Annotated in this window: 22 protein-coding genes; 6 read left to right on the top strand and 16 right to left on the bottom strand. The window is 48.2% G+C overall.

What is annotated here, in order from left to right:
• Nucleotides 1–157: 157 nt before the first annotated feature.
• The 5 genes from Kalk_RS14030 to Kalk_RS14010 form a co-directional block, all read right to left on the bottom strand.
• The gene (locus Kalk_RS14030) at nt 158–1,201 is read right to left on the bottom strand and encodes a TniQ family protein (protein WP_101894844.1); all 1,044 of its coding nucleotides are present in this window, start codon (nt 1,199–1,201) and stop codon (nt 158–160) included.
• Nucleotides 1,191–2,177 carry an ATP-binding protein gene (locus Kalk_RS14025; RefSeq protein WP_101894843.1) on the bottom strand — a complete coding sequence of 329 codons (987 nt, stop codon included), beginning with the start codon at nt 2,175–2,177 and terminating at the stop codon, nt 1,191–1,193. The genes Kalk_RS14030 and Kalk_RS14025 overlap by 11 nt, the downstream gene beginning before the upstream one ends.
• Nucleotides 2,177–4,096 (bottom strand): Mu transposase C-terminal domain-containing protein, encoded by a 1,920-nt coding sequence (locus Kalk_RS14020; RefSeq protein ID WP_101894842.1) that lies wholly within the window; start codon nt 4,094–4,096, stop codon nt 2,177–2,179. The genes Kalk_RS14025 and Kalk_RS14020 overlap by 1 nt, the downstream gene beginning before the upstream one ends.
• The gene (locus tag Kalk_RS14015; protein ID WP_013261236.1) at nt 4,089–4,736 is read right to left on the bottom strand and encodes a TnsA endonuclease N-terminal domain-containing protein; all 648 of its coding nucleotides are present in this window, start codon (nt 4,734–4,736) and stop codon (nt 4,089–4,091) included. The genes Kalk_RS14020 and Kalk_RS14015 overlap by 8 nt, the downstream gene beginning before the upstream one ends.
• Before the next feature lie 253 nt (nt 4,737–4,989).
• Nucleotides 4,990–5,220, bottom strand: coding sequence for a DNA-binding protein (locus Kalk_RS14010; RefSeq protein ID WP_041485979.1), 231 nt, complete (start codon nt 5,218–5,220; stop codon nt 4,990–4,992).
• A 103-nt stretch (nt 5,221–5,323) separates the two neighbouring features.
• On the opposite strand from Kalk_RS14010, the gene Kalk_RS14005 reads away from it, so the two are divergent.
• From Kalk_RS14005 to Kalk_RS13995, 3 genes are read left to right on the top strand one after another with little or no spacing between them, the layout of a single operon-like run.
• Nucleotides 5,324–5,704 carry a helix-turn-helix domain-containing protein gene (locus Kalk_RS14005; RefSeq protein ID WP_199767920.1) on the top strand — a complete coding sequence of 127 codons (381 nt, stop codon included), beginning with the start codon at nt 5,324–5,326 and terminating at the stop codon, nt 5,702–5,704.
• Complete coding sequence (locus Kalk_RS14000) at nt 5,701–6,234, top strand: hypothetical protein (RefSeq protein WP_101894839.1); 534 nt, start codon at nt 5,701–5,703, stop codon at nt 6,232–6,234. The genes Kalk_RS14005 and Kalk_RS14000 overlap by 4 nt, the downstream gene beginning before the upstream one ends.
• 8 nt (nt 6,235–6,242) lie before the next feature.
• Complete coding sequence (locus Kalk_RS13995) at nt 6,243–7,148, top strand: hypothetical protein (RefSeq protein WP_013261232.1); 906 nt, start codon at nt 6,243–6,245, stop codon at nt 7,146–7,148.
• 12 nt (nt 7,149–7,160) lie between these two features.
• On the opposite strand, the gene Kalk_RS13990 is transcribed toward Kalk_RS13995, so the two are convergent.
• The 8 genes from Kalk_RS13990 to waaA all read right to left on the bottom strand — a co-directional run bounded on the left by Kalk_RS13990 (nt 7,161) and on the right by waaA (nt 15,916).
• On the bottom strand, nt 7,161–7,574 hold the full coding sequence (locus Kalk_RS13990) for a hypothetical protein (RefSeq protein WP_101894838.1): 414 nt from the start codon (nt 7,572–7,574) through the stop codon (nt 7,161–7,163).
• Nucleotides 7,575–7,914: 340 nt separating this feature from the next.
• Nucleotides 7,915–9,804: a DNA topoisomerase IV subunit B gene (gene parE / locus Kalk_RS13985; protein WP_101894837.1), complete on the bottom strand. Its 1,890-nt coding sequence runs from the start codon at nt 9,802–9,804 to the stop codon at nt 7,915–7,917.
• A gap of 9 nt (nt 9,805–9,813) precedes the next feature.
• The gene (locus Kalk_RS13980) at nt 9,814–10,416 is read right to left on the bottom strand and encodes a YqiA/YcfP family alpha/beta fold hydrolase (RefSeq protein ID WP_101894836.1); all 603 of its coding nucleotides are present in this window, start codon (nt 10,414–10,416) and stop codon (nt 9,814–9,816) included.
• Between the two features lie 9 nt (nt 10,417–10,425).
• Nucleotides 10,426–11,232, bottom strand: a complete 807-nt coding sequence (gene cpdA, locus Kalk_RS13975; RefSeq protein WP_101894835.1) for a 3',5'-cyclic-AMP phosphodiesterase — start codon at nt 11,230–11,232, stop codon at nt 10,426–10,428.
• A 181-nt stretch (nt 11,233–11,413) separates the two neighbouring features.
• Entirely contained in the window at nt 11,414–11,854 is a 441-nt protein-coding gene (locus Kalk_RS13970) for a DUF1249 domain-containing protein (protein WP_101894834.1), read from the bottom strand.
• 7 nt (nt 11,855–11,861) lie between these two features.
• Nucleotides 11,862–12,485, bottom strand: a complete 624-nt coding sequence (locus Kalk_RS13965; protein ID WP_101894833.1) for an NUDIX domain-containing protein — start codon at nt 12,483–12,485, stop codon at nt 11,862–11,864.
• 104 nt (nt 12,486–12,589) lie between these two features.
• Nucleotides 12,590–14,476, bottom strand: coding sequence for a phosphomethylpyrimidine synthase ThiC (gene thiC / locus Kalk_RS13960; protein ID WP_101894832.1), 1,887 nt, complete (start codon nt 14,474–14,476; stop codon nt 12,590–12,592).
• 156 nt (nt 14,477–14,632) lie between these two features.
• On the bottom strand, nt 14,633–15,916 hold the full coding sequence (gene waaA, locus Kalk_RS13955) for a lipid IV(A) 3-deoxy-D-manno-octulosonic acid transferase (protein WP_101896330.1): 1,284 nt from the start codon (nt 15,914–15,916) through the stop codon (nt 14,633–14,635).
• Nucleotides 15,917–16,234: 318 nt separating this feature from the next.
• Here waaA and Kalk_RS13950 point away from each other — a divergent pair, with 318 nt between their 5' ends.
• A complete protein-coding gene (locus Kalk_RS13950; RefSeq protein WP_158643494.1) occupies nt 16,235–17,440 on the top strand; it encodes an O-antigen ligase family protein in 1,206 nt (401 codons plus the stop codon).
• Entirely contained in the window at nt 17,437–18,228 is a 792-nt protein-coding gene (locus tag Kalk_RS13945; protein ID WP_101894830.1) for a glycosyltransferase family 25 protein, read from the top strand. The genes Kalk_RS13950 and Kalk_RS13945 overlap by 4 nt, the downstream gene beginning before the upstream one ends.
• Here the strand turns inward: Kalk_RS13945 and Kalk_RS13940 are convergent, their stop codons facing one another.
• Nucleotides 18,229–19,128 carry a hypothetical protein gene (locus tag Kalk_RS13940; RefSeq protein ID WP_101894829.1) on the bottom strand — a complete coding sequence of 300 codons (900 nt, stop codon included), beginning with the start codon at nt 19,126–19,128 and terminating at the stop codon, nt 18,229–18,231.
• A 121-nt stretch (nt 19,129–19,249) separates the two neighbouring features.
• Between Kalk_RS13940 and Kalk_RS13935 the strand changes: the two genes are divergently transcribed.
• A complete protein-coding gene (locus Kalk_RS13935; RefSeq protein ID WP_158643493.1) occupies nt 19,250–20,278 on the top strand; it encodes an ELM1/GtrOC1 family putative glycosyltransferase in 1,029 nt (342 codons plus the stop codon).
• On the opposite strand, the gene Kalk_RS13930 is transcribed toward Kalk_RS13935, so the two are convergent.
• Together Kalk_RS13930 and msbA are read right to left on the bottom strand one after the other, a co-directional pair.
• Nucleotides 20,259–21,146: a hypothetical protein gene (locus tag Kalk_RS13930; RefSeq protein ID WP_101894827.1), complete on the bottom strand. Its 888-nt coding sequence runs from the start codon at nt 21,144–21,146 to the stop codon at nt 20,259–20,261. The genes Kalk_RS13935 and Kalk_RS13930 overlap by 20 nt on opposite strands.
• Nucleotides 21,147–22,898: a lipid A export permease/ATP-binding protein MsbA gene (gene msbA / locus Kalk_RS13925; RefSeq protein ID WP_101894826.1), complete on the bottom strand. Its 1,752-nt coding sequence runs from the start codon at nt 22,896–22,898 to the stop codon at nt 21,147–21,149.
• Nucleotides 22,899–23,101: the final 203 nt, after the last annotated feature.

The following is a 23,101-nucleotide window of genomic DNA, read 5'->3' as shown; positions in this document are numbered from 1 at the left end:
CCCCCATCAGGCGAGCGAGATGGCAACGTATCATGACCGGGCCCTACGGTTTACAGAGTCAGGCCCGATATTAACCCAAAAGACTGAAATAATTAAAGATTAGATGAAATATTTAGCGCAAAAACTAAATTATTCGCGACCAGTGCTGAATCCCTAGCTAGGTAACTGCCACGCTAGACCAACTTTTCACTTTGCAGCTATGCTCACCCGGTCTACCGGGAAGCATTATCAACAACTCAGTGGTTAACCCGCAGGAATAAACCGCCTGGCGCAGCGCTTTGTCGGTGGCCTCATCCAGGCCTGCCAGCAGAGGGATATAGTCGCGCAGACAGAGTTTTGGAGTGTTTCGCGGAGCCTGGTGTGCATCGCAGATAAACATGAGCATGGGCTCACTGGCGATCAGCTGCCGGGATGCCCATTCCAGGCTAGCTTCGGTGGCACCTTCCGCACCTGCACCCGCAGCCCGGAACAGGTTGTTTGGCACCATGCGCTGCCAGAGCAAAAGGGCTGATAGCAAGCGCACATCGCTTTCCTGGAGACCTGATTGCTCTGTGATTAGGCTGGCAACCCGATCGAATCTGCCATCAGAGTAACGTTCCGCAGGAGGGGTGCTGTTTATCCAGCCCAGCGCGTTCATCGTATGTACGCGGATTCCCAGGTGAGCCTCGTAGAACTGCTTCAAACGCCAGCATAGCCACCGGAGCTCGTCGGCGCATTTTTGCATGTTGGTGTATGCCAACCAGGGGTCACTGGAATCCAGAAAATCGACTATGGGGTGCTGGGGCAGATCAACATCCACATGGTCGAATGTTTCGTTGGAATCTGGCTTGCTCAACGGCTGGTAGTGGATGTGGCAAACCTGGTAATCATCCAGATACCAGTAAAACGGGATAGCCTTATGTTCGCTGAGGCAAGCCTTACAGGTTTTCAAGATGAGATTGGCTTTGGCGAACGCTGGCCGGTCGAAGGATTTTGTTTCGACGATACGATCAAGATAACGGCTTAACATCCTGGCCATCGTATCGGCGCTGTCTAATCCGCGAATACTGTACCCAGCCACTTTGCACCATGCTCGCAAATAGGTGCTCAGTGTCATTGCTGAAGAGAAACCATTTGCAGCGGAGAGCCTGACAACGTAGTCATCGATCCGCTCCAGCGGGTGCTTAACTGGCCTGATCAGTAACTTTTGCTCAGTCGTCATCGGCTTCGATTAGTTCAAGCTTTTTGGTCAGCCGGTAGGTTTTGAATTCAGCACTCTGAAAGCTTTCCTTATTGTAAGATTTTTGCTGTATCCACTTGGATGAATTCACAATTTCCCTCAGCCGCAACTCCGTCACCGGCATGATAAAGACGTTGTTGTGATCCTTTATCCCCCTTGAACGAATCGCGTCCTGAAAGCAGGCCAAATCAATTGGTTTTCCCGCCGCCTCCGCCAAACTGGCCGCTCGGATGATTTGCCCCCTGATAGCCCTTATAATTCCAGAACTATACGCAAACAGCCGATAGGCTGTTTCACGCTCAAGAAGTGAAAAGTCATTCGCAAATTCATAGCCCGCTGAAAAAAGCTCAAGAAATTTTTCAAAATGGGAGAACCGACTGGAGACCCTAAAGGTTTCCAGATAATAACGGTACCCTACACGTGTATCGAGCTCATCATTTTCTTTAACGACACCGAGACACCAAGGCATACCAACTAACGCCACTGGCACTTTAGAGTGGTTCATTAAGTCTTTAAACCAAGCCGTTATGTTGGCAATTACTCCTAATGAGCGGTTTTGGATGACCGTTTGCATTTCATCAAGAATAATGAGCTCGACACCGCACTCACGGCAGTATTTTTTAATTAGCGAAAAGCCTTCCTCTTTGGTTTTTATTCCTCTGCCGCCCTGGGGATCGCCCAACGCAGCAAGCACCTGCTGGGTGAAAGCTTTGGCGGTTTGCGGTGAACTCAACTGAACATACAACACGGGAATGTGGGTATATTCCTCCAACTCCCGACGCGGATACTTCGCAGCATACCGTTTTACCAGCTCAGATTTACCAGATCCCGACTCACCGGTGATAAGGCAATTGGTGTCACCTTCTTCGATATAGTTAATCCGAAGATCATCCAAAATTTTGAAGATATGTTTGACATCACCAGTGGCTACAAAAGGGTAGGTATTTCGGTTCATCATCACCATACCTCCCAGTCATCCGTTACTTCTTCAGCCTGAATATTCTGAATAACCACTGGGGCTGGATCATTGAGAATTGTGTTGGCAGAAAACTCTTCTACGCCCAGCGAATGTATGCGAGCGGCTTTTTTCGCGGTCGCCTGCGATTTTTTCCTAACATTACGATCATGCAAACTTTCCAGATCGCCAAAAAGCTCAACCTTGGCTCTTTGGAGAATCACATTATCCTTGTAGCTTTTACGCGCAGTATTAATGCGTTTGCGGATGGCCTTGTGAGCATACATCGACAGGCCTTTTGCATACCTGTAGTTAACGCATGGCACCCGGATATAGATCCGGTTGAGCTCATCCCACACATAAATGTGACCAATATCGAACGGACTATATCTGATCAACAGTTCGACAACCCCTTCTCGCCGGTAGATATCTCGCAGAGGGTCTGAGTTGTATTCAAGGTTTTCATACTGAATACCTGATCGCTGTAGAGTTCTCGTATCGGAACACATCAAGGCTGTCTCAATGCGTTTAGCATCTTCCTCAACCACCGGGAACTCGCGAGCAGATTCATTCCAAAGATCAAGAGGAGATTTTTCGGCTTTGCCGTGTGGCTCAAGGTGATAGATATTCACAAGCCAGGTCAGGAATATCTTTTTGAACTCCGACAATGTGAGCTTTGCCTCGTTCTGAGCAATGTATTCGTCTGACCCGTTACCGACGCCATTTGTCTTGCCTGGCAGAGAATCAATTAATCCTGTTCTCAGTGTAAGAAAGAAACGCTCTACAACACCTTTATAATTTGGGCTCCTGACTGGCGCATATTGAAGCACTGAGCCTACCTCACTGATCGCCATATCGAGATTGTCACCCCAGAACTCTGTGCCATTGTCGGCGACCAGCATTTCCATGACACCATGAGCAGGCCAATCGCCTTCGACGCCGTAAAATTCAAGCAGATCCTTTTTGGGTAATATGGCACTCCCGATAGCCATGGCAGCGGACGCATATGAAGGCTCTTCAAAAGAAATCTGAAAGCCCATGACCATACGAGAATAGTGATCTATCAAGAGCGTTAAGGTCGGGCGACCCAGCAGTGTTCTGGTTTCATCATGCAGAACATTGATATCCAGAGGGGTGTGGTCGGCCTCAACGCGCTCAAGAATACGACTTGTTTGAGGTGCTTCACCGACATTGGCACATTCATAGCGAGCAGCATTTTTACCAATTCTTCCCTTAACATGCTCCTGGTAACTTCGCTTCTTAATATGGTAGTCCACAGTGCTGTAGGCTGGGATAGCCAACAGATCATCTGGATTGCTCAGATTGTGTTTTAGTACTTTCGCTTCCACCATCTGATGAATGCTGCTCACTAGCATCTGGCCATTTTTGAAATACAACTTCACCGATTGATCAATTATTTCACGAACTCTTGGATCAACCCTTATATCTCGGCGACCCTTTTTAGGATCATTTGGGTACAACCCTTTAATTCGGCAACCGGCATTGAAATACTTATTCAGCCAGTTATTGAACGTATTCCAGGCCGGTGGCGTATCATCGTCTATCTTTTCAGCTACCTTTTCGATTATTTTCTCAAGCTTCTTCTTCGATCTTTTTTGATCATCCGAATCAAGAAATTCTCGAACGTATGCATATCTGCGAGCGGTTTCCTTTTGATACTCCTCCGGCAAATCCTGAAATACGATTTCACCGTTATAGCGATCATCTGCCATGAACTGAAGCGCCTTGTTCTCCAGGCATTCTTCAAGCTCCGCCTCCGGTTTCACCAACACAGATTTATTATCGATATCGGCCAAGGTGACATTTGAACCGTTGATCCGCCTTATCATCCATATAGCATCCCGACCATCGAAATTTGCACAGAATGCAATGCCGGGCATCCATCTCGAAAGATTATGCATAGCGCACCTCTGCATCCAACGAGAGCTTAGCTACCGAGAGATTTGCCGTTATCTGCCCGTTGGCAATGAGCTTGTAAATGGTCTCCAAACGTATGCCCAGTGGATTTGCAATCAGGTCTTTCAACGTTCTTGGATGAGGAACGGCATTTTGAAGCAACGTAAGGGTGCCTGAGTTACTCGTTAATCTGTCACGATAGCGTTGCAACTTGCGGAGGTTTTGCAGAAGAGGATTTATGCGTATCTGAGGTTCATCGACACATAAAAAGTCATATCCGGCTTGCCGCATTTCAATCGCCGCTATTTCCAGCTTATGCAGATAGACCGTATCCAGAGAGCTGAAGTCCTTCTTGACCTCCACATAAGCCTTTCGACCGCCGCGAAAATGGACTTCAAAGTCTGGCGTGTACTCCCGATTCTTCAACAACGTGCTATTGACCATGAAGGTCTTGGGCTGAGGGAAGTACACCACGACGTTTGGATTCGCTTCCAAGTGAAAGCAATAGTCTTTCTCCAGCATCGACTCCACCAACACCATTTGATATCTCCGATGGCAGGGCTCAACAAATGACTTGGTAGACGGAAACTTGAAGATGTTTTTAACAGCGGAAGCCTTGATCTTCCGAGCGGGTTTTCGGCGCATAAGAGTACCTCCCGGCATTGAGCAATAATGCCGAATCCGTGAATTTTGGGCGCAACCACGCAATCCACTCTCGGCTCAAAGCTGGATCGCAGACACGAGCCAACCTCGACGGATGTCGATTCGCGGCAGTATTCGGGGCTTGCTCTTGACGGGACAGCAGGGAGGGGAGATACTTCTAGGCACCACACCGTAGGTATCACCTACACCTAAAGCCCGATAGCAAGCAATTGTTGTCGGGTTTTTTGTTTCTAAGTCATTGAATCACCTCAGCTTTATAGAAGCTCAGATCCTCGTAGCAGCCTGTTTTTCCTTCCTTTAACCCAAGCTCAACGGCAATTTTGTGGCTCTCACCACGCAACGCTTTCCGGCTCCCATTCAGCACCTGATACACCAATGCCTGGGAATAGCCTCTCTCTTTGGCCCAGCCACTGATGCTGAGGCCGCGCTCGGCAAACTCCTGCTTGACCTCTTCGGGTGATTTCATGGGATTCAACTAAACTCTCAATTGATACATTTATGACAATATTATACAGTTACAAACACTTTTCAATATGTTTGTACTAAACGATAGATGGGAGCCTACGTTAATGGGTTTGGACAGGAAACGTTTCGGGCAAGCTCTCAGTTCGGAGCGTAAACGCCTGAATCTACAGGTGAACGATGTAGCAGATGCCTGCGAAATTAAGGCTGGTACTCAGTATTTGTATGAACAGGGCAAGCGGGCACCCAATGCCGACTACCTGGATAAGCTATTTGAGCTGGGATTTCGTCCGCATGTCTTACTGCCAAACGCCACGCTGGCAAATGATCAATGTGACATCCAACACCTTCGAGAAGCCTTCATCCAAGCAGACCAGGATTGTAGAGATAAAGAAGGCCGACTCCTGGATTTGGAGCACAGGCTCAGTCGGTTTTTGGATTTGTTAACCGAAATTCAATCTCCCAGCAAACAAGCTGCACAAAAATGACCGTGTTCCGCCACCTTTTATCATTAATACTCTTTGGTCGGCTCCGGTCTCTGATCAAGCTTCATGCTTCTTTCAAGGCGCTTAACCAGATCACCTCGCAAAATGACTACAATGATTTTGCAGCGAAAACCCGCTTCAATGAATTTCAAAGACATGAAGAAACACTACTGTACGGAACCATACTTTCTGCCGCCCAGCGAGAAAAACAGAACTTACTCTTCCAGAAGCTTCCCAATGACACTCTGGTGCACCGTTTGTTTGTTGGTCGGTACATACAAAAGGATGGTCAAGCTATCCGGCACTCGGTTCTTGAAACCGTTCTTTTTTTGTTTGGTTGCGTAGTGTTACTAACAGCCACCGCTGCCACCATTAGAATTGGATTGAATGTCGCTCTATTATCGGTACCACTTGCAACAAAGCTAGGATTCATATTGACGCTGTTTGCGGTGCTTGGATTTCCGACATACCACCTGATTGGCCGCTACCTGGCCCCTGCATATACCTATTTAAAATACTTTCATAAACTCTAGAGTCATTCGTGGATCGATCACTTCAAGCCGAACTTGTGGAAAGGCTTTTTTCTTCCCTCTCCGACATCATTCTAGTAGCACAAGATATCCGAGAGCTTGCATTAGAAGAGATGGATTCCTATCCAGTTTATGTGCCCACAATAGGCACATCTGAAGAAGAACATAGGTCAAGTGTTGCCCGGCTGGCAGCAATCGACAGCATGACCCAAATTTTCAGGGCAAACAGAGATGATAAAATCCTTACGGCTGGCATCCTGTGCACTTCAGATCAACTTGCCAGAAAATTCGAAGTTTTCAACAATGCAAAGAACACCTTCGTTCACTTAACCACAAAAGCCCAACGCATTTATGGTGTGTCGAATAGCTCCACACCAGGACGGTTTATATCAACATTGCTCCGCAATGAACTGAAGCAAGGGACACAAAGATCTTTGTTTGATCTCGCGACACGTGAACAGATTATTTACAACCAGATCGATCTCCAAGCATGCCGCTGCATGATTCGTGTTTTACCAAAAGACATGGACGTATTTAGCTGGACCTGGTCAAGCTCACACAAGCGGATAACCAAAGTCACACGGTCAGACGCCCTAAAACTGGCTAAAAATCTTACCGACGACGAAAAAGAATCTGCCCTCGAAGCCCTGGCGCTATGCTCTGACAATGAATTTGCAAAGGTTACTCCCCTGAAGGAGCAGCTCCGGGCAAACTATGCCTATTTTGAAGATGGCGTTCGAATACCGAAATCAACGCCCTTATCCGGTGTAGTCGTTTTGCCACAGAAAAACCTGCCACGACTGCAATGGCGACAGCCGCCATCTCAACGCGAGCATGTCGAACCCCGAATTCAACGCGAATCCAGCATACACGATGAACCTTTCATTGCTGAAATAGGCCTGCACCGCTATCGATAAATAGCCACCCGTTCAAGAAAGATCTGATTCGAAGACAAAATCGCAAAACAAATAGAATGGTGCATTGCTGTCGGAGAAATGGGATCTGTAGCCGTTAGGGTCTAAGATTATGATCGTTTTCCCCGCTGTATTTCTTCTGACATCAAGGAATGTCCGCAGCGAATAGGCCTCTTGGCTATAGGGGTCAATCTTGCTCAAACCATCAACAAGCAATAGATCGCCATCAATGGACTCCAAGGGCAGGTCAATTGCTGTCTCCGAATCCAAGGTCATAATCTGCACGCGGCCACACCGTTCATTTCCAAGCTTCTCTAACAACGTAATAACTTGATGACGGTTTTCAGCTTCGACAACTAGCGCGACACAACCGGAGTACAGGTCATCGCGCAATAGGTCGAGTATTCGCTCTAGCGAAATCGGGATCATGGATTACCAAGGTTTGACATAGAGTTAATCAAATTCAGGGCGAGGCATATGCACATCCTACCTAAAGTCTTAAAGATGTTATGACCCGCAGTATGTCAAAGTATCCAAAAGTATTCTCTCGAAAACTAATTTATTGTGTGACCATGAAATCTGAGTTCACTTCTTATCGAACAGATCGTCAGAACATCATCACAAGCCAATAGATTTTGTTCTTATTATTGCGTGGCCCATAAAAAAGCCCCGGCAAATCGAGTTTGGCGGGGCTTTTGTTCAAACTTATGTACTTATTTGTTCAAGCTTATGTCGAACTGTTCAACTTTATGTACTAATTTACAAAAAATCACACCACCGCCAAGTTACCCTTGCTCTCCAGCCACTCCTTACGATCCCCCGCCCTTTTCTTGGCCAGTAAAAGGTCCATCGCTTCATTCGTGTCGTCACCCGGCTCCACCACTAGCTGCACCAAGCGGCGAGTATCAGGGGTCATGGTGGTTTCCCGTAGCTGCAAAGGGTTCATCTCACCCAGGCCTTTAAAACGGGTGACCTGAATATTGCCGCGTTTTTTCTCTGCCTTGATACGATCAAGAACGCCCTGCTTTTCATCTTCATCCAGCGCGTAGTACACATCTTTCGCCACATCAATTCGATACAGAGGGGGCATGGCCACATAGACATGGCCAGCCAACACCAGCGGGCGGAAATGCCGCACAAACAACGCGCACAACAGTGTTGCAATGTGCAAACCATCGGAGTCGGCATCGGCCAGGATGCATATTTTGTTATAACGTAGATTACTTAGATCATCCGACCCAGGCTCCAGCCCAATGGCGACTGAAATATCGTGAACTTCCTGCGATGCCAGTATCTCGCTGGAATCGACCTCCCAGGTATTGAGGATTTTTCCGCGCAGCGGCATCACGGCCTGAAACTCACGGTCGCGGGCCTGTTTGGCGGAGCCTCCTGCCGAATCACCCTCCACCAGGAATAGTTCGGAGCGATCAGAATCCTGGCTGGAGCAGTCCGCCAGTTTGCCAGGCAGCGCCGGGCCAGCAGTGACCTTTTTACGCACAACTTTTTTGCTGGCGCGCATGCGCTTCTGTGCGTTGTTGATCGCAAGGTCTGCCAGTGCATCCCCCTCTGCTGTGTGCTGATGCAACCACAGGCTGAAGGCATCCTTTACCACACCGGATACGAATGCCGCTGTTTGTCGGGATGACAGTTTCTCTTTGGTTTGCCCTGCAAACTGGGGATCCTGCATTTTTACTGACAATACGTAGGTACACTTGTCCCAAACGTCGTCTGCGGTGAGCTTCACTCCACGGGGCAGCAAGTTGCGGTTTTCGCAGTATTCGCGCATGGCCTCTAACAGGCCAGTACGCAAGCCGTTAACATGGGTGCCACCTTGGGCGGTGGGAATCAGGTTAACGTAACTTTCGGTGATCAGCTCGCCGCCTTCAGGCAACCATTGAACGGCCCAGTCTACGGCTTCAGTATCTGCGCTCATCACACCCACAAAAGGGTCTTCCGGCAACAGAGTCCAACCACGGTTAGCGGTAAGCAAGTAGTCTTTGAGGCCGTCTTCGTAGTACCATTCGGTGGTTTCGCCGCTGTTTTCATCGGTGAATTTTACATGCAGGCCGGGGCAGAGCACAGCTTTCGCCCGCAGCAGATGCGTTAGCCGGGCAACGGAGTATTTGTTGGTATCAAAATATTTGGGATCAGCAAGAAAGCGCAGCGATGTACCGGTGTTGCGCTTGCCGCAGGTGTCGATGATTTCCAGGTCGGAGGCTTTCTCACCATCTTTAAAGCCCATGCGATACACGTTACCGTCGCGCCGAATGGTAACTTCCAGCATGTTTGACAGGGCGTTGACCACAGACACACCAACTCCGTGCAGCCCGCCGGAGAATTGGTAGTTCTTATTGGAGAATTTGCCACCTGCATGAAGGGTGCACAGAATCACTTCTATACCGGGAATGCCTTTCTCGGGATGGATATCCACCGGCATGCCGCGACCATCATCCACCACCTCCAGTGATCCATCTTTATAGAGGGTCACTTCTATCTTGCTGGCGTGCCCTGCCAGTGCCTCATCCACACTGTTATCGATAACTTCCTGCGCCAAATGGTTGGGGCGCGTGGTGTCGGTGTACATACCGGGGCGTTTGCGCACCGGGTCCAGTCCACTTAAGACTTCAATGGATTCGGATGTGTAATTGTCGTTTGCCATAAAGCGTGGTTATTCCGATGTTTGGTCTGATGGTGTGATATTAAAAAACTCGAAGAGGGTGGGCAGGTGTTGTTCAAAGCCATCAAAGCCATGAGAGCCGCCCTCTTCTACAATTTGTCTGCTGCCGGCGTATTTTGTCACGCCTTGAGTGTAGTCCAACACTTCGTCGGCGGTTTGTGTGAGCAGCAGGTAGCGCTCTGGCTTGGTAATTTGCGCCACATCGAGGGCCCGTAGAAGGTCGATATGTCGCTCGGTGAATTCATAGCGCTCACCAGTATACATATTCTCATTAATGCCCAGATAGTCTTGCAGCAGTTCGTACGGTTTGATTGCCGGGTTTATCAGCACCAATGGCAGATCATAACGCTGCGCCAACCAGGTGCCGTAAAAGCCGCCCATGGAGCTGCCCACCAATCCTATCGGCTCTGGCAGGCAGGCTTCTACCGCTTGCTGCAGGATCTGGATGGATTGCTCTGGATCGTAGGGTAGCGCGGGTACATGAAACTGAACTCCGTCATATCCGGCCAGTGCCTGCTGAAGTATACGGGCCTTGGTGGACTGAGGAGAACTGTTGAAACCGTGTATGTAGAAAAGATGAAAGCGCTGTGACATGTGGTGAGACTAATAGCCTTTCACGCTGTAATCCACTACAAATTCGACACCCGTCACGCGAGACACTCCAGAACTGAGGCTGCCATCGGCGTTCAGATCAATCCAACGATAGCCGGGGTTCGCTTTATCGACCGCAAAATCCTGGCTATTGGGCATGAACTGTACACAGGTAGAAGGTACTGACATCAGCTGTACGCCATTGCGCTGGGCTTCAAACACCTGATGTACGTGCCCCCATATGATGGCGCGCACATTGGAAAATCGATCGACTATTTTGAAAAACTCAGCCGCATTGCCCACGATTTGCTGATCCAGCCAACTGCTGCCTACCGGTACCGGCTGATGATGCAATGCAATCATCACATGCTTGCCTGTCGATTCCACAAGGGCTTGCTCTAGAAATTGCAGTTCGGTATCAGAAAAATTACCAGGCACTTTGCCTCGGATGGTGGAATCCAGCATGAGGATTTGCCAATCACCCTGATCGATGACACAAGGGCTCATGCGCTGGGCGATCTGGTGATTACCCATAATATCGGTGAGGTCGTGATTGCCAGGAAGCCAGTAAACAGGGCAACTGAAGGCATCCATGGTTTTGTGGAAACGTGCATATGACTCGCTGCTGCCATCCTGAGAAAGATCTCCGGTGGCCAACACCAAGTCGATAGCAGGCTGCTCGGCGCAAATGAGGTCCATGACCTGCGCCAGGCTATGCTCGGTGTTCAAACCCAACAACTTGCCCTCTGTGCTTTTAAACAGATGGCAATCTGAGAGCTGAACAATACGAATTGAGGGATGGGTAGTGTCTCTAACCAAAGGTCAATCCATTCTATTTGTCATTAGGTGCTTATAACCCACGAGTTCGGGCGCTGCCAAGAGAGACGGCAATTTGTCCAGTATAACGGGTTTTTTATCCACAGGGACAAAACAATACGTCAAAATCAAAACCAACTTAGCGTGAATTTTCACTTTTTCAGAGTCTGTGCACCATATCACATCAGGCTTTCAACAAAGCCCGGCCTGATCGCAGGCAGAATTCCAACCACTCGCCCAAAAACACGTTGAGCTGGGCCTTCTCATCAGGTTGGAACATTTTCTCGTTCGGGTAGGCGTAGGTTTGACGAATATAACGGTTACGCTGAAAGGTCAGCACCTCTGCCATCTGCGCGTCGTGATACAGCCGCACAGTCAATGTGGGCTTTGGAACCCAGTCATCCAGCAGGGATTCCTGCGCCACGGCCACTGTCGTGGTGTACTTGCTGCGCTCAACGATGTGGATGCTTACCTGCTTTAACTGCTCGGTATTGGCGTCCACTCCAAAACGCCACTCCTCCAGATCATCGATCTCGGGCAGCAGGCGCATCAGCCGATGGTAGTTGATTTCACAATCACTCATCAGCTTGCTCAGATTCGGGGTGTAGCCTTTTTTCGGTTTCATGACCGCATTACTGCCATTTTTCCTGCAAGCGCTTGTAATTCATTTGCAACCACTGCAGGGCAATGATGGTGGCCGCGTTATTAATGTAGTTTTCCTGCAATATGTGCCAGGCCTCTTCCCGCGGGAAGACCTGCACCCAGATATCTTCACCCTCGTCAGCCAGGCCATGCACACCACCCACACCAGAGGAGTCGATGCCACCGCAGTACAGGTACAGTTTTTCATTGGAACCGCCTGGGCTGGGGTAATACTCGTAGATATATTCCAACGCCAGCACGTCACTGCCGGCTTCCTCTATGGCCTCGCGATGCACAACATCCTCTGGCGATTCACCCTTTTCCAGGATGCCTGCTACCAGTTCGAGCTGCCACGGGCCTTCATTACCTTCCAAAGCGCCAATACGGAACTGTTCCACCAATACCACAGTATCTTTGTAAGGGTCATAGAGCAGCACGCCAACCGAAGGGCCACGATCAAAACACTCTCGAATCAAAGGCTTACACCAGCCACCCTCGATCAGGCGGTGACGTAACTGATAACGCTGCATTTTGAAGAAGCCGTCATACACCAGCTCCTTTTTCTCCACTTCTACGTCTTCGTGGCCAAAACAGTGCCCTTCATTCCGATCCATGAATACACCTTTATCCGTCAGTGAACTCTCTCTTAAGGCTAGCCAGAATACCGGCCTGCGACAACGCAAGGCCGGGCACTATTTTCGCACCCGGCCGGTTGACTTTAGACTTTTTTATAGATTTCAGCGCCTTGCGCTTTGAACTCGCGAGACTTCTCAAGCATGCCCTGCTCCGCCTCACTGGCCGCTGCTTTGTCGGCCTCCTGAGCAGCAGCATAGTCCCGCACATCCTGTGTGATCTTCATGGAGCAAAATTTAGGGCCACACATGGAGCAGAAATGAGCCACTTTATGAGCCTCCTTGGGCAGAGTCTCATCGTGGTATGCCTTGGCGGTATCCGGATCCAGCGCCAGGGCGAACTGATCCGCCCAACGGAACTCAAATCGCGCCTTGGACATGGCATTATCCCGTATCTGTGCGCCAGGATGGCCTTTCGCCAGATCAGCAGCGTGGGCGGCGATTTTGTAAGTGATCAGGCCTTCTTTTACGTCTGCCTTGTTCGGCAGGCCCAGGTGCTCCTTGGGCGTTACGTAGCAGAGCATGGCAGTGCCATACCAGCCAATCATGGCGGCACCGATACCAGAGGTAATGTGATCGTAACCGGGTGCGATATCGGTGGTCAGCGGCCCTAACGTATAAAACGGTGCTTCGCTGCAGTGCTTGAGCTGCTCTTCCATGTTCTCTTTGATCATGTGCATAGGGACATGACCTGGGCCTTCGATCATTACCTGAGCACCGTGCTCCCAGGCTTTGTGGGTCAGTTCGCCCAGGGTACGCAGTTCGCTGAACTGCGCTTCATCGTTGGCATCCCGAATCGAGCCGGGGCGCAAACCATCCCCCAGCGAGAAGGTGACATCATAGGCGGTCATGATCTCGCAGATGTCATCAAAATGGGTGTAAAGGAAGCTTTCCTTGTGGTGAGCCAGACACCACTTGGCCATGATAGAGCCACCGCGAGACACAATGCCGGTAAGGCGATTGGCCGTCATCGGCACGTAGCGCAACAAGACACCGGCGTGAATGGTGAAGTAATCCACCCCCTGCTCCGCTTGCTCGATCAAGGTGTCACGGAAAATATCCCAGGTAAGCTCTTCGGGCACGCCATCCACTTTTTCCAACGCTTGATAGATGGGTACAGTGCCAATGGGTACAGGCGAGTTACGTACAATCCACTCTCGGGTTTCGTGAATGTTCTTGCCGGTGGAAAGATCCATCACCGTATCGGCCCCCCAGCGAGTGGCCCAGGTCATCTTGGCGACCTCTTCTTCAATGGATGAAGTCAGGGCAGAGTTTCCAATGTTGGCATTAACCTTCACCAGAAAATTACGGCCCAGAATTGCCGGCTCCAGCTCAAGATGATTGATATTGGCAGGAATAACGGCGCGCCCCATGGCCACCTCCTGCCGCACGAACTCAGGCGTGATCTCATCAGGGATCTTGGCACCAAATGGCTGGCCTGGGTGCTGTTGCTGCAGAGCACCATTTTCACGGGCGTCCTGCAGCTTCATGTTTTCGCGGATGGCAACAAATTCCATTTCGTCGGTAATGATGCCCTGACGCGCATAATACATCTGGCTCACATTACCGCCGGGCTTGGCCCGCAGCGGCTGCCGTAGATGATCAAAGCGCAAATTCGCCAACATGGGATCATTCTTACGACGCTGGCCATAGGCTGAGGTCAAATCGGACAACGTTTCGGTATCGGCGCGCCGCTCAATCCAACCCTGACGAATGGGATCCAGCCCGTTGCGCACATCGATGGTTGCCGCAGGATCAGAATACGCTCCCGAAGTGTCGTACACATACACTGGCGGATTCTTCTCGCCGCCAAAATCCGTGGGCGTGTCACCCAGAGATATTTCTCGCATGGGCACACGAATGTCCGGCTGACTCCCTTCTACGTACACTTTGCGAGAATTGGGAAACGGTTGAACGGAGGCCTCGTCGACCTTGGCTTTCTGGCTGAGAAAATCGTCTGAATAAGCGCTCATGGTGCTCTCTATGGTTGCGAATGGAGGCTAAAACCGCAGAAAATGCAGGGTTTTTACTCGAAATGCACGGGGGTCAAACCCGCAATACATCAATGTAACCTTGGTGAAACTTAGAAGGGGAACTATAACCAGTGCGCCAGACGGCAGCAACCGGCGTCAGGAAATCTGCTGGCAAATGAGCCCAAATAAACGGTCCATTGCACCGCGATTTTCATCCACCACGCACTTGCCACGCTTGGACAGCGCATAACGGGCAGATTCATCCATAAACAACATCTCTACCGCCTGACCAAGCCCCAAAGGGGTGGTGACTGTCTTAAGCACATCAAGCTCGGTCAGCATCTGAGCTACCACCTGAAAATTGAACACGTGAGGCCCGGTCAGCGCGGGCGCCCCCATAGCCAACGCCTCCAGCATATTGTGCCCACCCACCGGCACCAGGCTACCACCGATAAAGGCCACATCAGAAGCACCCAGCAGCTTCAGCAAATCCCCCATGGTGTCCCCCAGAATCACATCTGTCTCTGCTCCGATAGGGTCTTGGGTGCTCACACGGCTTAGGGTCAACCCCATAGCCTCTATTAATTCCGCCACATCATTAAAACGCTCAGGGTGCCTTGGCACGATCACCAGCAACGCGCCTGGCACCTTACTGCGCAGATACAGGAAAGCCTCCAGCACCTGCTCATCCTCACCAGCGTGAGTGCTGGCGGCGATCAACACCTTACGCTGACCACCCCACTGCTCCCGCAACGCCAGCGCCTGCGCCTTGGTCTCGGGCTTGATATCCATATCGAACTTCACCGTACCGGTGACCTGCAAATTACGGGGCGGCAACCCTAATTCCACAAACCGATCCCCATCCACATCAGACTGCGCGGCAATCAGGGAAACTTCGCGCATCATAGGGCGAAACAATGGCAATATTTTGCGATAACCCTCTGCAGATTTTTCAGACAAACGCGCATTGGCAACAACGATAGGCACTCCGCGGCGGTGAGTGAAATGGAGCGTATTAGGCCACAGCTCCGTCTCCATAATCACCAGCACCTTAGGGTTGAAGCGCTTCAAAAAACGGCCGATGGCGTCCGGCAAATCGTAAGGCAAGTAGACATGATGCACGCGACCAGCCCGGATTTGATCAGCATAGGCTTGCTGCACACGATCAGACCCGGTAGGCGTCATGGTGGTGATCAGACAGGGCGAATCCGGGTAAGATTGCAGGATACGATCAATCAGCGGCTTTGCCGCCAGAAATTCGCCCACCGACACCGTATGAAACCAGAGCGAGCCCTGTAGCGGCTTACCAGGGGGATACAGCGCAAAGCGCTCACCTATTCTCAGGCGATACGCAGGGTTCTTCTTCGCCCGCTTGCGTAAACGCAGCAACAGAAAGGGTACAGCCACATAGAAGGCCAAAGTGTAAAGCCAGCGAGTCAGCATTGCAGATCCAAATGATTGTTATATTTGGGAGTATAATGGGTGGACACTTAAGACCATAGTAATGACGCCACAAATATTCCATGACCTTGTTAATTTACAAGCCAGCACTTGCCTCGTCACAGCCAAACCCTGATACTTTACCCCTATTCAGCAATAGCGAAAAGCCCAGTAGCAACCATGCCCCTATCTGACTCAAATTCTGGCTTCAGAGAAGCACTTCACATCAGCGAGAGAAAAATTAACCTCCTATGTCTTTGGCTTTTATATGGGTTTACGTTCACCTATTTTTGCTTTCCAGATACAGGAAAGCTGCTAATGCAGCTACTGATCTTAGCTGCAAGCGTTAGTATTCTGATGCAAAAGAGCACTCTTAGAACCACACCTTTCTTGCTATTTGGCCTATGCATACTAGTACAAACCATCTCGTGGATTAACAGCCACCTATACCATCCAGAGCTAGCCGAAACTTCCCTTAAGCTACACCGTCTGGCTCCTTGGTTTCTGTTCATACCAGTGGCTTGGACCTTGCGCACGAACAACCAATCTCCGTGGTTATTATTGACCCTAGCGCTAACCGGCTTCTTTCTCGCCGCATGGACGAACGGTGAGGGTATCGATGACTTCATAAAAGGATTTAATGGTGAACGGCCTAGATTCGGCGTTGTAAATTGGGAACACGCAAGCATGCTATCTGCGGCAGCCTTGATCGGCCTAATCATTTTCAGCAGACGGGTATACCAAAGCCAAAAAACATCTCGATCAAAAGCCCTTGCAATCATAGCAACTGTGACAGCAATGATCTATGCAGCAGTGTTACTGAAGCTCTCTGATACTAGGGCGATATTCTTAGGGTTTTCTATAGCCATTGCTACAACCATATCGTTCTTCCTCTTTCAGAATCTCAAAGGTGGGCACAAAGCGAGATCGCTAACATACGGTTCCATTTGCTTTGCAATGCTGCTAAGCATTATTGCTTTCAATTACCAATACATAAAGTCCGAGAGGTGGCAAAAGGAGTCCCGCACGTTGAGCGCCATTACCTCTTTCAACTTTGAAAGAATGCCGTATTCTAGCATTGGAATTCGAATTCACACATGGCTAGAAGCAGCCAAGTTTTACAAACAGCACCCCATTGTAGGCTGGGGAGGGAATGGAAAGAAGCTTGCCATCCAAACTTCGACAAACCTTCCAGAGAATATTAGGAACAAATTCAGACATCTCCACAATACATACTTGGAAGTCGCTGTAAATTATGGCGCTTTAGGGCTCGCAGCATTAGCGTCCCTTTATTTCTGGACATTCACTCATATCACTTCGGCCTGGCGACGGCGCATGATTCACACCGATATTTATGCGTTTTATATGGCATACTTTTCAATGTGGTTGATTGTAAATTGCTTCGAATCGTATATGTTTTATTCTACTGGCATATATATATACGGCCTACTAACCGGCATCACCCTTCACTATACTTGGCCCAATCATACCCACATCCATAAGCAGCAGATCAACTCAAAATGAAAGCTTTTATCATTTCTCTCTCACCAGACAATGAGACCGCAAGAAACCTCCAAAACGCACTTGCACGAGACGGCGTTGATGCGGAAATTTTTCCAGCGGTTGATGGGAGGATCGTTTTTCCACAACTGCTTAAGGGCGAATCCATCAATCAACACAAAGCACTAACGAACCGAAAGGCCGAACTGACAAAATCAGAAGTTGGATGCTACCTGTCACACCTCAGGGCCATTAAAACAGCATACAATTCTGGCCTCCAACATGTAGCCATATTTGAAGACGACGTCATTGCGGAAGCGCACATTGGCGATGTAATGGACGCTATCGAGAATCTTGGTGAGGGCGCCCACCTAGTTAGACTCATGTCGCTAAAACTCAGAAAGCGCAAAAGAATCAAGATGCTAACTGATACTCACATCCTAACTCGCCCAATAAGAGGAGGCCTAGGTACACAGGGATACATAGCAAACAGAAGAGGGATGGAAATAATACTTAAGCACGGCTCAGAGATATCCATGCCCATCGATAAGTTCTACGACAGCTTCTTTTTGTACAACCTAAGATGCTATAGCGTAGAACCCCACGCCATCTACGAAAAAACGCACCCAACAACCATTAAGAAAACTGAAGGGATCATAAGTCGGAATTTTGAGGTAATCCTCAGATGGAGACTTAACAAACTTTATCGGAGCCTACGAAGACACTACTTCAGATTTCGGCACTACGCAGATTTCTTCCCTGCATCAACTCCACCCAAAGACATTGGAAGAAGCAAACGAATTAGGCATTAACTATACACACAAAAACCGATACAAGTCATAGTGACCAAAGACGGCGTTGATCTTGCTGTCATTACCATTTCTCGGCTTCCAATTATCGCGCTTAAGACTCTGGGCTTGCGAGCCTTCGATTGTCAAGAATCGACTCTTCCATGAACGAGAATCTTCAACCTTGGAAGAAAGACTGCCCGCCAAAAGACTCATCGCTTTCAACCACACATCATCCGCCCCCGGACAAAGACGCATAAACAGATTCACATCAAGCACATCCCGATGGAGACTCCCAGGAGGATACAATACACCTGCGATACCTGTCGGAAAAATATCGATACCGGTCTGCCCTTCGCAACCAACGACATCCCACTTCTTGTAAGGTTCGAGCTGATTGTTATTGCGAACCCGCATTCTATAGGCCCGATGACAGTGAACTGCAGCAGGACTGAGCAAGTAAGATCGATATAGCTTCTCCACCATATCCACCGGATACAGAACATCATCATCGACTGTGATTACGAGACTTTCAGGGCACTCGTCAAGGGTATATATGATCTTCTTATAGGGTCCAAGATCATCCTCAATAAATCTAATTTCAAGACCTTTTTCACACTGAGACAAGAGCGTTCTAGGTAAATCCTTTCCGGGGAAATTCTTAACCGACAGCCACAGAATAACCCTATCTGCTTTTAACGATTGTCTAAACAAACTCTCGATACACAAATAAAGCTCGTCTATGCGTTTCTCATAGGATGTCAATGACACAACAATGTTCTGAGCACAATCGTTCCCTATCCCAGACCCACAACGAGCGATGGCCGACTGCTCAAGATGAAGCATAGTCATCATCGATTTTAATCGAATATTATTATTCTCATCGTGCTTTTTGAGGCGCTTTTTTAGAAAGTAGTGCAGCATCGTTTACCTGTTCTAACCTCAAGTGAATGTATGGAGCAATGCTTTAGATTGCCTAAAGAAAATACAGGCTTACGATTATGACTTATAATCTACCCCAATCAACCTATTAATGGCATCAAAAATGGGCACGCATCAACCAATGATATATGTATTAGAATCAAAGCATATTGGTAGTAACATCCAACTTAACGCCATTGCCAATGCATTACAGAGCAATCCAGACCTAATCAACAAACTTCATTGCGAGACACGGTCACGCAGAAGCATATTTTTCAACTTATATAAAATTGCAGCATGGGCCTTAACTAGAATAGAAAACCCTAGCCTAAAGAGGATTATCGCTTGGGCCTGCATCGGGCAGCACCCCGAAATTGAAGCAGGATCATTCATCATCGCTAAAACGGCCCCCTTCGAATATCCGGCCTTGATATTATCGAAAGCTTATTCGAGCTGCATCATATATATGGGAGCACCTAAGCGAATCGATCACAAAACAATCGCAACGCTAATATCTACCCCATCCACTCCAGCACAACATGCCCACATTAACCTTCAAACACTACCAACCAGCATTACTTTCCAGCAGTTCACACTGTCCCGACGCGCCCTGACAAACCAAAAGAAACTTACTTTACTAATTGGAGGCAACACCAAGGGCTACCAGTATTCCGAAGAATTCTGGGAAAGGCTCTGTCAATACATACTTGACTCCAGCATTGATCTGGAAATTGAATGGACGATATCGACATCCCCTAGAACCCCTGAGACATGCACAAAAATCCTTAGTAAGGCTTTCCCAAAAACCAACGAAAGAATCCAACTCCACCTATGGCACAAGGACGATGAAAGAATTTCTTTAATAGATGCAATATCCCAATGCTATATCCTAGTCACGACAGAAGACAGCGCTTCAATGATTAGCGAAGGTGTTAACGCACGCTTACCAACCGTTACCATTCGCCCCCAGGGCAGGGGCTACAACAACCTAGTAACACCTATGGTTGAACAACTCGAAGAATCAGGCAAGATAATCCGCTGCGAACTAAACAACCTGTCAATCGGCCAAATAATAGACTGGGCAAACAGTGAAAAATTCCGCCCGCTAAAGAAATGTTGGTCAGAAGAGTTAACTAGGCAACTCTTAAATTAAACCCACCAAACAATCCTACCTCTATGAGGCTTTCTGCAAAGCAGATATTAATTCTTCTGTATCCGGCGAGAACACATTGTGAGTCATCCAATTTTATTTCAGCGTCCAAAAAGGAATCATCAACCAGTGCCGTCAAAATATCCTCCACACTTCCTCGCCCTACAGGAAAGCACGCTCTCGATGACAACCCAAAGCTCTTGAGTAAACTAAAAAATTTGGAAGAGTAACCCATAAGGTTGACTCTCCGGCCAGACAAAAGCCCCCAATACGCTCCGTGATAGGAGTTAGTGATAATTCGTTCTGAGCACGCCAACGCACTCCTAAACTCGCCCTCACTGCAATTGTTAAACAACAGACGCCACCCATTGCTTTGCGCCAACAAGCAGACAGATTCGAGCGCCTGAGGGGGAGTTACTTTGGGGTCAAAATTTAAGAAGAGCAACGTCTCATCTGATTCACTACCCTGATCAAGCATAGGGTGCAAACAGCTTACACACGGCAGAAAACGGCGTTCATCTGACAAAAAATTTTTGTCCCTTACCCCCCATGCTAAATATGGTAAACTCGCTACTTGCTTATTGTTCATACTTTCATCTCGAATCGACTGCCCTACCCCCCAAAGCACAGCCTTCCTGAAGTCCACACTTTGCGCCTTCAATTTAGGTACAGCAAACTCAACAAAAACACCTCCACCGACAATAACAACATTTTCCAGCGGCTCACTCCATGTAAAATAATGACGAGGTGAACAAAGAAAATCGCCTATATTGCCGCGACTGGGATTGTGATGCACATAGGTAATCCCATCAATGATAGGGTAATCCCACTTCTTCTTTTTACCAAATTTCCTAACGAGAAAGCTTTTCATTCAATCATTTACCAACTCAGAGTTATATAAATTGGCGTAGTAACCTCCTTTAGCAAGCAAGTCCTCATGGCGCCCTTGCTCCACAATCTGCCCTGCATCCATCACGATCAACCTATCTGCTTTTAATATTGTGGACAATCGATGAGCTATTACAAAGGTAGTACGACTATCAGCAAGTTCCTCTATAGCCTGTGTAATTTTAGATTCAGATTCGTTATCCAGCGCAGAAGTTGCCTCATCCAAGATCAATATTGGAGCATCCTTTAGAAATGCTCGCGCAATTGAAATTCGTTGACGCTGCCCTCCAGACAGCATTAATCCATTCTCTCCAATCATTGTATCCAAACCTTGAGGAAGTGCATTGACAAAATCTTCAGCATGCGCGCTTAAAAGAGCACCTCTTATCTGCTCATCTGTGTATGCAGCATCCCCGTAAGCAATATTATTACGCACAGTATCTTCAAACAGCGACACATTTTGGCTTACAAGCGCGATCTGCTTTCGAAGATTGGTCAGTTTATAATGATTGACGTCGACATCATCAACAAAAACGGAGCCGTCGTCCACCTCATAAAGCCGATAAAGTAAACTTGCCAGAGTGGTTTTTCCGCTTCCAGAACGCCCCACCAAAGCTACCATTTCTCCTGGGTTAACGGAGAACGAGACTTGAGAAAGCACATCTTGTGTTGAAGATGGATAGCGGAAGCATAAGCCATCAAAACGAACAGCTCCCTGCACTCGTTGAATTTCGAAATTTCCCAAATCTTTCTCTGGCTCAACATCCAGAATCGAAAAAACCAAATCTGCTCCAACCAATGCTCGTTGTATCGTCACGTTAATACCGCTGAGTTGTTGCATCGACTTAGGTAGCAACGCCACGGTTGTGAGATAACCCACTAGCTCACCAGTTGTACTGCTCATCAGAAATATAGGATTTAGAAGCAAGAAAATGATTATAGCCACTGCAGATGCAACTATTAATTGCGATAACGGAGTAAATATTGATGATATTTTTCGGATTTTTAATTGTGTTTTAAATGCTCTATCCAAGGCCTTGCCATATCGTTGGCTTTCATATTTTTCCGCACCAAAACCTCTAACTACACCGTAATTACTTATTAACTCTTTAGAAACCTGCATTGCATCGCCTAGTGCACCCTCACTCTTTTTTGCTACTTTTTTTAGGCGTTTTGTCGAGTAAGAAACCAAAAGCACAAGCAGCGGTGTCAATGCAAGAAACGTCAAGGAGAGCCTCCAGTTAAGGTAAAATGCCCACGATAATAGAGCTATTATCGTGAAGCCTTCCCTAACAAGCACCTTCAAAGCATTCGTCACTGCAGTCTGTATTTGATGAACACCACTATTAAGCCTATGCAGCAACTGTCCCTGAGATGCCTGATCATAGTACCTTGCTGGCAGAACGATTAAATGCTGGAAAAGTTCATATTTTATGCGTCGAATGACACTTGCCCCAACATACTCATTAAAATAGTTGCCCATAAACATGCCGAACCCACGCACAGCAAATATGCCAACAGCAACAAATGGTAACACCCATCGAGCATCTGCATCTTTGTGCTCGATTGCATTAATTACCAGCTCCATTAGCTTGGCCAGCATTGGCTGAGAAACACTAAATACCAAAAATCCGAATACGCTTAAGGCAAAATACCCTCTCAAACCACTCAAGTACCCTAATAGCCGCCAATAGGTCTGCAGACTCGTACGGGACAATCTCGCTTGCTCTGTCATTCACTAGCCTCGAATACACATGTCCGCGCATTATAACGTATTGAGCGCTATTCACTTGCGGCTAATGTTATAAATAATCTGCACGATGATTCCTAACAAACAGCCCCTGCATGTAAGAAATGCACGTAGAATTTTGCCCACAAGACGTTTATCCTTCGCCCTTTGATTGTCGTAAAGCCTTGAACATTCACACACTTCACAAA

Origin of the sequence: Ketobacter alkanivorans, from assembly GCF_002863865.1 — a bacterium.
Classification (GTDB): Bacteria; Pseudomonadota; Gammaproteobacteria; order Pseudomonadales; family Ketobacteraceae; genus Ketobacter; species Ketobacter alkanivorans.
Note: the sequence above shows the minus strand (reverse complement) of the source record. Positions and strands in the feature narration are given on the sequence as shown.